The sequence below is a fragment of the Roseiflexus castenholzii DSM 13941 genome, assembly GCF_000017805.1.
Classification (GTDB): domain Bacteria; phylum Chloroflexota; class Chloroflexia; order Chloroflexales; family Roseiflexaceae; genus Roseiflexus; species Roseiflexus castenholzii.
Window position 1 is genome coordinate 4,810,311 of record NC_009767.1, and the last position, 15,131, is coordinate 4,825,441.

Annotated in this window: 14 protein-coding genes; 10 read left to right on the forward strand and 4 right to left on the reverse strand. The window is 61.5% G+C overall.

Annotation, left to right across the window (positions count from 1 at the left end; genetic code table 11):
- Positions 1–71: 71 nt before the first annotated feature.
- The gene (locus RCAS_RS23475; protein WP_232280065.1) at positions 72–2,180 is read right to left on the reverse strand and encodes a MerR family transcriptional regulator; all 2,109 of its coding nucleotides are present in this window, start codon (positions 2,178–2,180) and stop codon (positions 72–74) included.
- A gap of 705 nt (positions 2,181–2,885) precedes the next feature.
- On the opposite strand from RCAS_RS23475, the gene RCAS_RS19060 reads away from it, so the two are divergent.
- Positions 2,886–3,764: an SDR family oxidoreductase gene (locus tag RCAS_RS19060; RefSeq protein WP_012122150.1), complete on the forward strand. Its 879-nt coding sequence runs from the start codon at positions 2,886–2,888 to the stop codon at positions 3,762–3,764.
- On the opposite strand, the gene RCAS_RS19065 is transcribed toward RCAS_RS19060, so the two are convergent.
- Positions 3,718–4,368, reverse strand: coding sequence for a Crp/Fnr family transcriptional regulator (locus RCAS_RS19065; protein ID WP_012122151.1), 651 nt, complete (start codon positions 4,366–4,368; stop codon positions 3,718–3,720). The two genes, RCAS_RS19060 and RCAS_RS19065, sit on opposite strands and share 47 nt — an antisense overlap.
- A gap of 240 nt (positions 4,369–4,608) precedes the next feature.
- Here RCAS_RS19065 and RCAS_RS19070 point away from each other — a divergent pair, with 240 nt between their 5' ends.
- From RCAS_RS19070 to RCAS_RS19100, 7 genes are all read left to right on the forward strand, one after another.
- Positions 4,609–5,136 carry a GNAT family N-acetyltransferase gene (locus RCAS_RS19070; protein ID WP_012122152.1) on the forward strand — a complete coding sequence of 176 codons (528 nt, stop codon included), beginning with the start codon at positions 4,609–4,611 and terminating at the stop codon, positions 5,134–5,136.
- A 471-nt stretch (positions 5,137–5,607) separates the two neighbouring features.
- The gene (locus tag RCAS_RS19075; RefSeq protein ID WP_041331113.1) at positions 5,608–5,808 is read left to right on the forward strand and encodes a hypothetical protein; all 201 of its coding nucleotides are present in this window, start codon (positions 5,608–5,610) and stop codon (positions 5,806–5,808) included.
- 84 nt (positions 5,809–5,892) lie between these two features.
- Complete coding sequence (locus tag RCAS_RS19080; protein ID WP_012122153.1) at positions 5,893–6,624, forward strand: class F sortase; 732 nt, start codon at positions 5,893–5,895, stop codon at positions 6,622–6,624.
- A 743-nt stretch (positions 6,625–7,367) separates the two neighbouring features.
- Entirely contained in the window at positions 7,368–8,504 is a 1,137-nt protein-coding gene (locus RCAS_RS19085) for a site-2 protease family protein (RefSeq protein WP_012122154.1), read from the forward strand.
- Between the two features lie 249 nt (positions 8,505–8,753).
- Positions 8,754–8,882 (forward strand): hypothetical protein, encoded by a 129-nt coding sequence (locus tag RCAS_RS26310; protein WP_269632709.1) that lies wholly within the window; start codon positions 8,754–8,756, stop codon positions 8,880–8,882.
- Between the two features lie 1,187 nt (positions 8,883–10,069).
- Positions 10,070–11,443 (forward strand): NTP transferase domain-containing protein, encoded by a 1,374-nt coding sequence (locus tag RCAS_RS19095; protein WP_012122155.1) that lies wholly within the window; start codon positions 10,070–10,072, stop codon positions 11,441–11,443.
- A 384-nt stretch (positions 11,444–11,827) separates the two neighbouring features.
- On the forward strand, positions 11,828–12,046 hold the full coding sequence (locus RCAS_RS19100) for a hypothetical protein (RefSeq protein ID WP_041331117.1): 219 nt from the start codon (positions 11,828–11,830) through the stop codon (positions 12,044–12,046).
- 942 nt (positions 12,047–12,988) lie between these two features.
- Here the strand turns inward: RCAS_RS19100 and RCAS_RS19105 are convergent.
- Positions 12,989–13,195: a hypothetical protein gene (locus tag RCAS_RS19105; protein WP_041331119.1), complete on the reverse strand. Its 207-nt coding sequence runs from the start codon at positions 13,193–13,195 to the stop codon at positions 12,989–12,991.
- Between the two features lie 625 nt (positions 13,196–13,820).
- Here RCAS_RS19105 and RCAS_RS19110 point away from each other — a divergent pair.
- Positions 13,821–14,045, forward strand: coding sequence for a type II toxin-antitoxin system Phd/YefM family antitoxin (locus tag RCAS_RS19110; protein ID WP_012122156.1), 225 nt, complete (start codon positions 13,821–13,823; stop codon positions 14,043–14,045).
- Entirely contained in the window at positions 14,042–14,428 is a 387-nt protein-coding gene (locus RCAS_RS19115; RefSeq protein WP_012122157.1) for a type II toxin-antitoxin system VapC family toxin, read from the forward strand. Before RCAS_RS19110 ends, RCAS_RS19115 begins: the two co-directional genes overlap by 4 nt.
- A gap of 190 nt (positions 14,429–14,618) precedes the next feature.
- Here the strand turns inward: RCAS_RS19115 and RCAS_RS25715 are convergent, their stop codons facing one another.
- The gene (locus RCAS_RS25715; RefSeq protein WP_198135959.1) at positions 14,619–14,774 is read right to left on the reverse strand and encodes a hypothetical protein; all 156 of its coding nucleotides are present in this window, start codon (positions 14,772–14,774) and stop codon (positions 14,619–14,621) included.
- Positions 14,775–15,131 lie beyond the last annotated feature (357 nt).

Here is a 15,131-nt window from a genome sequence, read left to right on the forward strand (position 1 = left end):
CGGGTAGAGCACGACACATACGGAGCGCGCGTTGCCGTCGCACACTGCTTGACGCAAACAGGCGCAACCCCTCACACTTTTTCCCATACGCCGTGCTGAAACACCTTGATCGTCCGTTCACACCCTCGCGTCTGTTCATAAATAGTGTCGATAATCGTCATTAGACTCGACCGCAGCACCTCGCGATCATGGTGGGAAAGATCGTAGAGTTCCTGATACGACAACGACTTAAGAGCCGCGCTGATCGTCACCGTCGTGCGTTCGGTTCTTCCTTCGATCACAACCGGCACCATCTGCACCCGGCCGGCAATCCGTCGGATCAGGACGATTGCCTCCTCCGGCGCATAACCATCGAGAACCAGCAGCGTATGATCGTTTTTGAACCAGTACCCCCGCACATCGGGCAGGATTTGAGCAATTGCCTGGTGAACATGGCGCTGCGCAGCGAGCAGAAACGGTTCATCGCCGCGACTGTGCAACTGACGGCTGCGATCGATGTCGAGCACGACCAGTGTCACATACTGGCGCGACAGGCGTTCCACGACAGTGCGCACATTTCCGGAACTCGCAGATGTTACGGCAATTCGTTCCCAGATCCGCTCGATCTGTTGCAAACCTTCGTTGAACTCAGGACCGTGCATATCCATTCCATTGAACCAGCGAATATACTCCGCCACATACCGGTGCAGCAGATTATCATGTTTGCGGCGCAGGCGCGTCAACCACCAACGCCCGAGCAGTTCGCTGAGAATGTTGCCGAAGACCAGCGCAACGAAGGCGGTTTCGCTCCAGAGCGGGGAAGCCGGGCGCTGCGACGCCAGATAGAGCACCCCGAACGGATGCGTATCCCAGTGTGACAAAAGCGGCGCCGCCAGCGCCACCTTGCAGCGTTCGTCCTGAGCGCCGAACACCCGCAGATCCTGTTCAGCATCGAGGGTCAGAAACGGCTCGCGCGCATTGAAGGCGCGCCCACTCAATCCTTCACCTTCGCCGTAGAGCATGAGCCGTGCCTGCCGCGCCCGCGCTTCCGGGTACCCCGCATGCGCCAGGATCGACAGATACATCGGTTTGTAGAGATCGTCGGGCAAGAGCAAACAGGCCACGCTCACATCAGCATCGTCGCCGAAAATGAGGTCACGCACCCGGTGCATCAGCCGGGTTAGCGATTGGCGGGTGTGCGCCAGGCGATAGCCGTCGGAACGATAGCGATAATTGTGCGCGCGCGTCGCCTGCCGGAACTCAGGAAAGATGGACAGGCACATGCGCACCATCCAGTCGAGGAGATGATCGCGAGCCGACGTCTTAACCGTGAGTTCTGGCGGAATGCTGCGATACCCGGCAGACTCGACCATAAAGACAACCGTGGCATCCGGCGTTGAAGGCGGACGGTAATAGCAGAATTGCGCCCTATCCGGCACAGGAACACTCCAGGGATCGCGGCTATAGAAGAGCACAATGCTGCTTTCATCATCACTCCACACACTCTCGCTGCTGTCGGACTCGTTGCCAATGACGGCGGCGCGATCAACGGCAACCAGCACATTCTGGGGATGCGTTGCAATATCTCTCGCAATGTCTACAAACTCTTCTGCTGAGACGCCGTCGATACGCCGCTCGACAAGAAACATCGCAATAATCCGGGCATCGGGCAGACGCTCACCGATCTCTCGCTGCGCCGCAAAAATCACCTGGCTTGCCAGGCGCGACAGCAAGAAGCCATCGGTAATGGCATCGCCTTCGCGACGCAATGCATCAGCGACAGTATACGCTGCGCCATAATCGATCGCGTCTGCAAACGAACGGACAATCTCTGCCGCCTGCGCCGGACGATACCCTTCCTTCAGCAGTTCGGCGAACACCGCCAACCGACGGAGATCGGTCAGCGAGTAGGAGCGAGTGACGCCAGAGGACGCGGCCGGATCGCGATCCTGCCGGTAGAGTTCTTCAAAATAGCGAATCTGCGTATCCTTGAGGCCGGTCAGTTCTGTCGCTCGCCCAATGCTGACGGTCAAATGCTCGCGCCATTCGTCAACTACCGGCAGCACTCGGTCGATCAAGGTCCGAATCTCGGAATTGTCGCGCATTGGCGCTAAGGGCAACGTCTTGACGCCATTGCGGAGCGATGTCAACCCATGCGCCGTTCTGTCCATTGGTCGATCAATACCTGTTTTCGTGGTCACTGGCTCCTCCTCGCTCAACAAGGAACCCGTCCTGGCACGGTCGAAGACCACGCCGGGACGGGTTGACCACAACCCGCGGTACCACCCCGCTTAGCACAGTGCAGCGCGCGCTGTGCTCACTCGAAACGCTTAACGCGCGCAACGGCCAGGTTCGCCCCGTGAACGGGTTTTCCCTGGCAGATGTCATAGCCGCACCCGGACGCGCTTTACCTTCGGCTCGCACCTTCCCGAAGTCGCTGCGGTACGCTCACGCCCTTCTTGCTATGACACGCCCCTCACCATCCGGCGGATTGCCGGAGAATCCCTCCGCGCGAGCAGGCGCATGAGATTTCTAATTCCTTCGCATAGTATACAACTCCGACATGGATGTGTCAACATCTTTTCGGGAAAGCATCGGTCTCATTTCGCATATCTTCGATGCATGGTAATAAAAGAGCACGATATAGCATCTGTAATTGAGAAAATCAAGAATAACCAGGCTGACACGTTGCGGCGCAGCGCCAGCGATACTGCCTGCCATCATCCAGAAACCAAACGAGAACGTACCCTCTTGTGAGGACAACGGACGTGGCACTCTTCGCTTCGCTCAGAATGCCGCTCCGCGTGCAGCAAAGGATACAGCCTCGTGGTACCATGCGATGACCGTGCGGCAGCCTGAACGCTGCGCTTCAGGCGCGTCGCTCCATAGCAAAAGGAACTCCATCAATGGCACACACACCTGTCTCTCTTGTCACCGGCGCAACGTCGGGAATTGGCGAAGTCACCGCGCGCGAACTGGCGCGTCGCGGGATGCACGTCGTGATCGTCGGGCGCAACCGGGAACGCACTGCGGCGACGGTCGCGCGTATCAAACAGGCGACCGGCGTCGATGTCGAGCCGCTCATTGCCGATCTTTCGTCGCAGGCCGGCGTTCGCTCGGTTGCCGAAGCGTTCGCGCAGCGCCATACGCGGCTCGATGTGCTGGTCAATAACGCCGGCGGCTTTTTCGCTTCGCGCCAGGTCAGCGCTGACGGCATCGAGATGACCTGGGCGCTGAACCATATGAGTTACTTTTTGCTGACCAATCTGCTGCTCGATACGTTGCGCGCCAGCGCGCCGGCGCGGGTCGTCAATGTGTCTTCGGATGCGCACCGCAACGGGCGGATGCGCTGGGACGATCTCCAATTCAGCCGTGGCTACAACGGTTGGGCTGCGTATGCGCAATCGAAACTGGCGAATATTCTGTTCTCGAACGAACTGGCGCGCCGACTGGAAGGTTCAGGCGTCACGTCGAACGCGCTGCATCCGGGGTTTGTTGCAACGCGGTTTGCGCACAACAATGGCGCGCTCTGGGGCGGGCTGATGGCGCTCATGCAGCGTCTGTGGGCAATCAGTCCAGAAGAAGGCGCGCAGACATCGATCTATCTGGCGACGGCGCCTGAAGTGGCAACCGTCAGCGGCAGGTATTTCGTCAAGTCGCGCGCAACGTCGCCCGCGCCGCAGGCGCAGGATATGGACGCAGCCGCGCGCCTGTGGGAGATCAGCGAACGGATGCTGGTCAACTCTGCGCCAGTTCCTCAAGGCGGCGCACATTCACCAGCGTAATGCTCGAGCGGTCGATTTCAAGCAGGCGCGCATCGCGGAATTGATTGATCACTTTCGTCACCGTCTCGCGGTAGGCGTTGATCATCTCCGCGAGTTGGCGATGGCTGTGGCGCGGCACGCTGGCAGCGTGCGGTCCTCCGTGGCGGCGGGCAAGGTCGAGCAGCAACGACGCCAGGCGTGCCGGCACCGACTTGAACGCCACTTCGTCGAGCCGTCGGCTGACCACTGCGCGATGCTGCGCCATATCCTCAACCAGTGCGATGCCCAGTTCCGGCGTCTGCTCCAGCAGATCGACGAGTTCGCCGCATGGAATGCGCACATACTGCACCGGCGAAATCGCCTCCGCGAAGGTATCGTAGTGCGTGTCGTCCCCGGCGCCGACATGCCCAAACACCTGACCGGCTTCGATGATGCGCAGCGTCAGTACCCGCCCTTCGCCGGATCGAAGGTGGAGGCTCACCATCCCCGATTGCACGACGAAGAGATCGTTGGCAGCGTGATCCGGGGTGTAGATCAGCGTTCCGCGTTCTGCACGCTCGCCGGCGCGCCCGGCGAGCAGGGACGACCACGCGGTATCGGGGTAGCGGTGCGGTGTGGTGCTCATAGGCGCTCCCTTAAACAAAAATGGCGCTTGCGTTCAGCGATCGGCGATAGACGGTCGGCAGTGGACGCGGACAGATGGCGGGTTCACAGAAACGACCCGTGCAATACATCACAATTCATATTGTACCACACATGGTTGCGCCAACGTACCGCCATCGAGGCGCAACACTTTGCGCGCGAACCCGGTTGTGGTATAGTCGTGCAGTATCATTGTGCGGCATGCGTTTGCAACAGGCGCTCTATGACAACCACCCGCCAGGTGACGGTCGTCACCACCTATCTCGAACTGCCAGATCGGACGGCATTCCGCCCCTGGTTTACCACCGACCCCAGTGTGACGGTGATTGAGTCGCGCGTTCCATTTCCGGCATTCTATCGCTTTCTGTACCGCGCCGTCGGCGAGACGTACCACTGGACGATGCGCCTCGACTGGAGCGACGAGCAGTTGCTGGCGTATCTGTCGCGTCCGTCGGTCACGCTGCTGGTGCTCTCTGTGCAGGGCACGCCAGCCGGATATATCGAACTGAACGCTGAATCGGAAGAACCGGATGTCGAGATTGCATATTTTGGGCTGGCGCCAATGTTCCACGGGCGCGGCTTGGGGAAGCACCTGCTCTCGACCGGCGTGCAGCGCGCGTTCGATGATGGCGCCCGGCGCGTCTGGGTGCACACCTGCACGCTCGACGGTCCTTACGCGCTGGCGAATTATCAGGCGCGCGGGTTTCGTCCGTACAAAACGACGACGGAGACTGTTGTTCTGCCGGGTTGAACGCTGAGGGCCGGCGCGTTCGTTTCTTGACAGAACTTATACCAATGACGCTTGACGATGCCGCATGCGGGTCATGCCGCGCGCCGCGACTTGTCATTCCGCGCCCTTCGCTTCGCTCAGGGTAAACGCAGCGAGGAATCGAAGCGGGTCGCGCACGACCCCTCGCGCTGCTCGGGGTGACCATGCCGGATGGTCACAGGTCATTGGTATGACACAGCAGCGCATGTTCTGGCTTTGCCGGAGCCTGCGGCAGCATGGCGCTCCCGAATCAAGGCGGTGGAGGCGCAGCGGGTTTGCGGCTGCACCCCACCACAAAAGAAGACAAGCACCACTCTGCCAAAGGTAAAAAGAGCCATCACGCGGCTCATCCGTGAGGCGACCGCGTAACTCCTGTCATATCACCACAGAGGCACAGAAGGCACAGAGCGGACTATTTTGGGATTTCGCCGACGCAGAAGAGGAGAAGACGCAATGCTTTCCATTCGCTGGATGTTAATGATACTGACCGGACTGTTCATCGCCGGATGCGGCGCTGAACAGGTTCAGATGCCGTCCGTTCTTGATGCGCGCACTGAAGCGCTCGCAGCGCCGCTGCCCGTCACATCCGCGCTGCCCACGGCGACATCCCTGCCAACGCCGGCGCCAACCGCAACCGTCCTGCCAACCATGTAACTCCTGTCATATCACCACAGAGGCGCAGAAGGCACAGAGCGGACTATTTTTTGATTTCGCCGACGCAGAAGAGGAGAAGACGCAATGCTTTCCATTCGCTGGATGTTAATGATACTGACCGGACTATTCATCGCCGGATGCGGCGCTGAACAGGTTCAGATGCCGTCCGTTCCTGATGCGCGCACTGAAGCGCTCGCAGCGCCGCTGTCCGTCACATCCGCGCTGCCCAGGGCGACTTCCCTGCCAACGCCGGCGCCGACTGCAACTGTCTTGCCAACCATCCTCCCAACCGCCACACCTGCACCAACACTCCCGCCAACAGCACGCCCTTCCCCCATCCCAACACCACGACCGGCGGCGGCGCCGCCGGTTCGCCTGGTTATCGACGCCATCGACCTGGATCGCGCCCTGATTCCGGTCGGTCTCGACGCCGACCGCGTTCCAATCGTGCCGGACCATGATGTGGGCTGGTATACACTGGGCGCACTGCCAGGGCAGGGCGACAATATCGTGCTTTGGGGACATGTGTTGCGCTTCCGCAAGGCGCCGCACATTCCTGCGCCATTCGCGCGCCTCAAGGAGTTGCGTCTCGGCGCTCCGGTGGTGCTGATCGATGCCAATGGCAAGGCGCATCGCTACATCGTCACCCGGCAGGTCTGGGCAGAACCGGACGAAGTCCACTATATGCTGCCGCAGGGACGCGAAATAGTGACCATGATCTCGTGCATTGGCGATAAAGTCCTTGCCGATGGCACGGTCGAGATGACTCACCGGCTGATCACGATTGCCGAGCCGGAAGAAGACGTCGCGCGTTGAATGTTGCAGGCGGGCGGAATGTGAACACCTCCGTTCCCATTCGACCATCGGCAGAGCGGCGCTCCCGATTATGGTGTTGGAAGGGCGTTGGCATGGCCGATGCCCCGCGCCACAAAAAGACGAGGAACTGTTCATGGTCGGGGGAAACGATGCCCGCCGGTCGCCCACAACGGAGGTTCGGGGCAGCCTCCGAAAAGAAGAAGCGGCGGCGGAATGGTCTTAGCACGCGCCAACACCCGGCGCCTCGCCGCCTCGCGCTGCTGCACCTGACGCCTGTGCGTCAGGACGAGTGTGAACAGGGACACAGACATAAGCCCGCGCGGTCGAGGCAGCCCCCGAAAAGGAGCAGCGGCGGCGGAATGGTCTCAGCACGCGCCAACACCCGGCGCCCCGCCGCCTTGCGATGCTGCACCTGACGCCTGTGCGTCGGGACGAGTGTGAACAGGGACACAGACATAAGCCCGCGCGGTTGGGGCAGCCCCCGAAAAGAAGAAGCGGCGGCGGAATAGCCCGCGCAGAACGCGCGAAACCCCGCTCGCGCAGGGCTGGTTCCAGGCATGCGTCCACACCTGGGCAAGGGCGCGTCAGCGCCCTTCACGCGATCAGCCCGACGGTTCCGCGTCGGGCGGCGCGGCGGACTGCCGCCTGACCATATCATGCCTGCCCCGCCGGGCGCACCATCATTCCCAAATCGCTGGTATCATGCGACATCGCAGGTTTCTCATACAGATAAGGATCGATATGTGGACGCACAAGTAACCGACACCCTTGATCGGCTCGAACTGATGGGACGGGTGCGCCTGGCGCTCGATGGGTTGATGACCATCGAACGATACGCCTGGGATAGCCGTGGCGTTCTCACGATGGTCGGCAGTCTCCACGCTCCAGCCGACGCAATCTACCCGCAGATTCGGGCGCGCATGGAGGCGCTGGGGTTCACGCCATTCCTGCGCGCATCCGGCGACAATGTGGAACTCATGGCGCTGCCGTTCGTCGTTTCGGCGCCCAAACCCAACGTGGCGCTGCCGGTAGCGCTCTTTTTGATCACGATTCTCTCGACCCTCATGGTTGGCGCGCTCTACGATGGGATCGATGTGTTCAGCAACCCGGCGGGGATTGTGGCGGGCATCCCCTTCTCGGCGACGATCATAGGCATTCTGTTCGTTCACGAGATGGGGCACTATGTCGTCGGGCGCTTGCGGCGCGCGCCGGTTAGCCTGCCGTACTTCATTCCTGTGCCGCCGATCCCGATCCCCGGTCTCGGCATTATCACCTTTACCGGCACACTCGGCGCGGTGATCGTTCAGCGCGAACCGATGCTCGACCGCAAGACGATCCTGGAGATCGGCATTGCCGGTCCGCTCGCCGGGTTGGCTGTCGCCATTCCACTGCTGTTCTACGGGTTGGCGACATCGCCGGTCGGTCCGCCGCCGGCGGAAGGCTACATTCAGGAAGGAAACTCGATCCTGTACGCGGCGGCGAAGTACCTGGTGTTCGGGCAATTCCTGCCGGGCAATGGGGTGGACGTGCAGTTGAACGCCGTCGCCTGGGGCGCGTGGATTGGGCTGCTGGTGACGATGATCAACCTGTTGCCCATCGGTCAACTCGACGGCGGGCATGTGGCGTATGCGCTGCTCGGCGAGTATGCCCACTATCTGGCGTATGCGTTCATTGGCGGGTGCGTTCTGCTCGGAACGCTCGTGGCGCCGAACTGGCTGCTGTGGGGAGTGCTGGGGTTGCTGATCGGGCCGCGCCATCCGCCGCCGTTGAATGATGTGTCGCGGATTGGACCAGCGCACACCACGCTTGCCATCGTGGGATTAATCACGTTTGTGCTGCTGTTCATGCCGAATCCGTTGCAATTCGTAGCCGGGGGGTGAATCTCGCGCGCCAGCGCGCCAGAGGTTGAATCTCCACGTCAGCGCGTTGACGAGAGCGAAGATAAGGGGGTGAATCTCGCGCGCCAGGGGTTGAAGCCCCTGACGATGGGTGGCAATGGGTGGCGCGCTCTGCCTCGCGCTCCTCGTTGGCGGCTGCGGTCCCTGGCGGTGGGTGGCGCACTCTGCCTCGCGCTCCTCGTTTTCGTCGTCGGGGGTGCGCTCAAGGGCGGAAAGCGTCGTTCCGGCGCAATGATGGCGCTTCTGGTTGCGCGCGCAGTCGACCACAATCGGTTTGTCGCGGTCGCCGAAGGTGAATGCGCCGTATCCGGTCTGCCAGGCGAAGTCGATCCCGGCGTGTTCCCGGTTGACGATGGATGAGATTGCGTCTTTGAGGTGGCGGACGCACTCGGCAACGGCGATGGCGGGGGGATGGAGATAGCCAAGTGGATATGATCCTCGACATTGCCAATTGCGTAAACGAAAACCTTCAGTTCGCGGGTTTTATCACGCCGGGTGCGGTGGATGGAACGCTCGACGTCCCTGGTGATCGTGGGGCACGTCGATATGTAAAGTTCAGCCGTCCCCGGAAGCGGTTGCGGCGGCTCGACGTCCCTGGTGATCGTGGGGCGCGTCGATATGTCGCCCACACGAGGCGGTAGTACAGGCGCCGGTAACTCATGGCTGATTCCTCTCGCCATCGCTGGTTCGATTGCCAGCGCCGAATTTGACTCGTACACCGCGCGAAGGGGGATTGGGAAACGCTATTTATGGCGAGCGCGGATTCAGCGCATCAAACCAATGACGCTTGACGATGCCGCATGCGGGTCATGCCGCGCGCCGCGACGGGTCATGCCGCGCGCAGCAGGGACGAGGCACGGGGTGAGAGGGGAGAGGGGAGAGGCGAGAGGCGAGAGGCGAGAGGCGAGAGGCGAGAGGGGAGAGGCGAGAGGCGAGAGGCGAGAGGCGAGAGGCGAGAGGCGAGAGGGGAGAGGCGAGAGGCGAGAGGCGAGAGGCGAGAGGCGAGAGGCGAGAGGCGAGGGGTGATACCAATGACGCTTGAGGATGCCGCATGCGGGTCATGCCGCGCGCAGCAGGGACGAGGCACGGGGTGAGAGGCGAGAGGCGAGAGGCGAGAGGCGAGGGGTGATACCAATGACGCTTGAGGATGCCGCATGCGGGTCATGCCGCGCGCAGCAGGGACGAGGCACGGGGTGAGAGGGGAGAGGGGAGAGGCAAGAGGCGAGAGGCGAGAGGCGAGAGGCGAGGGGTGATACCAATGACGCTTGAGGATGCCGCATGCGGGTCATGCCGCGCGCAGCAGGGACGAGGCACGGGGTGAGAGGGGAGAGGGGAGAGGCGAGAGGCGAGAGGGACGGGGCGAGGGGTGATACCAATGACGCTTGAGGATGCCGCATGCGGGTCATGCCGCGCGCAGCGAGGAATCGAAGCGGGTCGCGCGCGACCCCTCGCGCTGCGCGGGGTGACCATGCCGGATGTTCACAGATAATTGATATAATGAGTCGCACACGTTGTTGTTTTGACATCGGTTCGATGACGCTACGCCTATGATTCGAACTGCGATCCTGCTCGCGGCTGGCGCCGGTGTGCGTTTCTGGCCCTACAATGTGGTGCGCAACAAATGCGCCTTTCCGATTGCGAATGTCCCCGCTATTCGCCGCCTGTCCGACGACCTCGCCGCTCTCGGCGTCACCCGGCAGGTGGTCGTCGTCGGCGCGGGAGAAGCCAGCATCCGCGCGGCGCTGCGCGGTGCCGCCGCCGAGATCGTCTTCGCGCGCCAGGCGCGACCCGATGGCACGGCCGCCGCCGCGCTCCTCGGCGCTGCCAGCATCGACGATGATCTCCTCGTCGTCGCCGGCGACATCGTGACCGACCGGGCGAATCTCGCGGCGTTGCGCGACCGCTTCGAGCGCGACCGCCCGCTTGCGGCAGCGCTCGTGCAACCCCTCGGCGCCGAATCGTCACTCGACTGGCTGATCCCGTTTGTGGACAACGGCGTGTTGCACGGCGTCGAAGGGCACAGCCGCGACGGCGACCGGCGCTTCTGCGGCGTGTATGCCTTTCGTCCCGAAGCGCTCCCCTTCCTGCGCGACAACCCCGCACTCGTGCGCGTCGGCGTCGGCGGGATGCCGCCGGTCGACGCCGAGATCGTTCAGTCGCTCCAGATGATGGTGGACGAAGGGGAGCGCGTGGCGACCGTCGATGCTCCCGGCTTTCACGTGGACCTCGACAAGCCGTGGCACATTCTCGAAGCGAATGCGCGGGTGATTGACGCCATGGCTGCGGCGCTCGACGGCGACCGGATCGATCCAACGGCGCGCGTCCACGACGGCGCCGACATTCGCGGACGATTGATCCTCGGTCCTGGCGCAGAAATCGGCAATCGCGCGGTGGTGGAGGGCGACCTGTGGCTCGGCGCCGGCGCAAAAGCGCTGAACGGCGCGATCATCCAGGGGCGCGCGGTCGTCGGGCGCGAAACCGTGCTGCGCGACTACTGCCTGATCGGGGCGCATTCATCACTCGGCGCGCGCGGCATCTACGGGCATGGCGCCGAGTTCAGCGGCGTGGCGCTCGATACGGTCTACTGCTACCACTACTGCGAAATCTGGGGCGTGGTTGGCATGGCGGTCGATTTTGGCGCGGCGACGGTCTGCGGCAATCTGCGTTTCGACGACCGCGCGACCGTCTGGCGCATCAACGGGCGCCCGGAAATCCCGACGACCGCTGCCAATGCCGCATACTTCGGCGACTTCTGCCGCACCGGCGTCAACGCCATTATTATGCCGGGGCGACGCCTGGGCGCCTACAGTATCTGCGGTCCTGGCGTCATTCTGCGCGACGACCTGCCCGACCGCGCGATGGTCATGGTCGAGCAACAGGTCACCACCCGCCCCTGGGGACCGGAACGGTACGGATGGTAGGAGTGTTGAACGTGACCACATTGCACATTGAACGTGGTCACGCGCCTGCACCCCCGTGCGCGCCCACGCAGGCGACGTCTAATACCAATTCCCTGTGACCATCCGGCATGGTCACCCCGCGCAGCGCGAAGGGTCGCGCGCGACCCGTTTATACCAATTGTATTTTGAGAAACCGTGTATAATAGCCTGCAAACACTGGTAAGGAGCGAGAGGTGATGGCGCGGCGTTTGCAGATAGAATGGCAAGAAGACAAAGCCACCCTGAAGCAGTTGTACTTGGAAGAAGCGGTGTGGCCGAGCAGGCGGGGGATACCGCAACGCGCGCCAGAAGACTGCAAGACCTGAGACGTGGCATCAACGCCTGGCGCAGACTCGTTCATCAGCGTTGCTCATCCGGCTGGTGGATGCTCTTTTTGACCGGCCGATCCTGACCATTCCCCAAGCGCAACGTCTGCTGGACGTTACCTATCCCAGCGCTCAACGCAACGTGGAAAAGCTCGTGCAGGCGGGTATCTTGCAGTTGACCGGCGAGGCGGCTTATGGCAAGACCTATGTGGCAATTGAGATCATGAACGTGATTGGAGAAGAGCGCACATTTTGGTAGCAAATTATACTTTTGCACTTCAAAGTATCATTCTAGCGCGTAGAATTGTAGTTAAGTACAAATCTGGATTCGCAAGGGAGGCTCAAATGCCTCAACTGACCGACCATCATCGCCGTCACATCAGCCATAACCACCGATAGTGGGTTGTAGGATGTTCACCCATGCGGGTTTCGGTTCCAGCCCATCTATTGGTCAAATGCCGATACCTTTGAACGCATTGCTCAACCGTGAGGGTGGCCTGCTTGTGTGAGACGGCAGCGAGACACTACCGGACTACGGATGAGGATTGCAAGAGGTGCTTCATCCCTGGTGGATCAGCATCGGTTTGACGGTCTGGTTTTTTGTGCGTACATCCTGATCGCCATCGGTACGGTCGGATACTGAGGGGGCAGCGGTGCGTCCCCGCTGCCTACGGCGCCGCAACGCATGCCCAGCGGATCGCCCGGACGTGATCGGAGGTTATGCTACCGGTACGGTCATACGCACCGCGACAGCGGACCAGCGTGCCCTTGCTCGCGCTCCGTGCGGCTCCAGGGCGCCACCGCTCCGGTGACGCAATGGATGTGCGACCCCGACGGTGACACGAACCTCACGGTACGCACCACGCGCTTCCCCACCCGCCACACCCACCACGGCACGGGCTGCACCTACGCAGCCGCGACCACCACCCCGCAGCCTGCCCGAAGCAGGCCATACGCTGGGGCCGCCAGTCCTTGCCGGGGGACCATCGCTGCCGTGCGACCCATCGGCGCGGGGCAGGGTCTGGTGGCGCACTGCCGGCGCAGCCTGCCGGTGCACGGTCAGGAGTGCGATCAATGGGCGCGCGCCTGATCATCGGTGGATCAGGCGCGATGCATCGGTCAACCGGAAGTACATAGCGAAGGTGAGAACGCCAAACGTCTCCAAGATCCCCACGCACCACACACGACGCCCCCGTACCGGTCAACGTGATGATCGCCGCTGTGAAGGGGCGGGAATACGCCGGTAGGTCCCAATGCCCTCACGTGCAGATGGTGTATGGTATGAAAGCGCTTGCACCGCCGCACCCATGCCGATAGCGGCTTGTTCGGTGCGGTGCGCGGAGTGGTTGCAGCGCAGCGCACCGCGCACCCGATCGATCAGTCCGCGTGAATGACCGGAAGAAAACATCTGGAACTCCTTGGCATCAGATAGAGAGTAACCTATAATTACCGCAGTTTATGTACCGCGCAATGCACACAAATAATGCGGCAGATTCACACGCGAGAGCGAAGGGTATCCGTCTGTCAGGCCACGTGTGGGCATAGGTGGACGAATGCGGTGCGGGGCGGGATGAGCAAGGTAGTACTGGCCGGAAATGGATGGAGCCTTGATATGAACATTGCGGCGCCAGACCGGCAGGCATCGTTGCCTTGCAGCAGGTCACCTGTCTTGTCGTGGTTCGTCTGGCGAGGTGCGCAGCGACTGAAGTCGACTGGGCTGGCAGGGCAGGCCGAGCATGAGGCTTCTGTCGGCGGTGGGGTTGTGCCCGCGATGTCCTTGCCTGGGGTGGTGTGAGAAGGTCATGGGTGTCTGGGATGTTGCTGCCGTTGTGCTATAATTCTCAGGCGTGATCGTTATGTCACTTTGACAATAGGAACAGGCAGGGCTTGCGGTCGGTGGGGGCTTACTTCCGTTCTGTGGGTTGCGGCTAACACGCGCATGCAGGCGACTGCTCCGCTTCGCTCGGTCGCAGCGGCTGAAGCGCAGGCCGTTAGCCAGCGCAACGTGGTCCAAGTCAGAAAGGTGAACAAAAATGCTCCAAGTAAATTTAGAAGAAGCGAAAGGTCGTTTGCCCGAATTGGTTAATGCCGTGCTAAAGGGTGAAACGGTGTTGATTGTTAAAGACCTTCAGGCAATCGTCCAACTGGTGCCCGTGATCTCTTCCATGCGCCGCCAGTTTGGGAGTGCGAAAGAATTGATTGTCATGGCGGATAATTTCGATGCACCACTCCCAGACTTTAACCCGTATATGCCATGAAACTACTTCTTGATACACACGCTTTCCTGTGGTTCGTCGGCGGTGATGAGCGCCTCAGTCCCAGTGCACGGGCGTTGATTGAAGACATGAGCAATGATGCTTATCTTAGCATTGCCAGTCTATGGGAGATGGCGATCAAGATCAGTCTTGGCAGACTGCAATTGGCACAGCCTTTTGAGACTTTCATCCCACACCAATTAAGCCTGAATAGGATCGGGTTACTTGGTATCACGATTAGCCATACCGCTAAGGTGGCTACCCTGCCCTTTCATCATCGTGACCCTTTTGACCGCTTGCTGGTGGCACAGGCCCAGGTTGAGCAAATGCCCCTTGTGAGCAGCGATGCAGCATTTGACGCATATGGCCTTATGCGTTTGTGGTGAGTGAAAGAAAAGACAAGATGCGCTGGCTACCGATGCGTTGCACGTGTCAAGTCCCTGCACCTTAAGAATCGTTGCACGGCTTGCCCTTCCTGACTGGCCTGGCCACAGGCAAAGCCGCGCCTGCCCGCTGCCGCTGACCGAGGCGCAGGCACACAGAGGACGGTTGTACGGCAGAGGCACTGCGACCGGTTCAGGCCAGGGAAGCCAGTTCCGGGAAGCAGGCCAGGATCTCGGCCTCGGAGGCCAGGCCGCGTGGCTGACCGCCGTAGCGGAAGCCGGTCAGGTCATGACCCAGTTGCAAACGCATGAGACCGTAGCACACATTGCCGGCATTGGTGATGACCACCGGCGCTATTATCGGTGGCTATGGGGGAGCTGCCATTGCCCGCCGGATCGATGCCCACCGGGTACGGATAGCCGTGATAGTGATTAGTATCGGTTTGACGGTCTGGTTTTTTGTGCGTACATCCTGATCGCCATCGGTACGGTCGGATGCTGAGGCGGCAGCGGTGCGCCCCCGCTACCGAGGGTGCTGCAACGCATGCCCGGCGGATCGCCCGGACGTGATCGGAGGTTATGCTACCGGTACGGTCATACGCACCGCGACAGCGGACCAGCGTGCCCTTGCTCGCGCTCCGTGCGGCTCCGGGGCGCCACCGCTCCGATGACGCAATGGATGTGTGACCCCGACGGTGACCTCAAC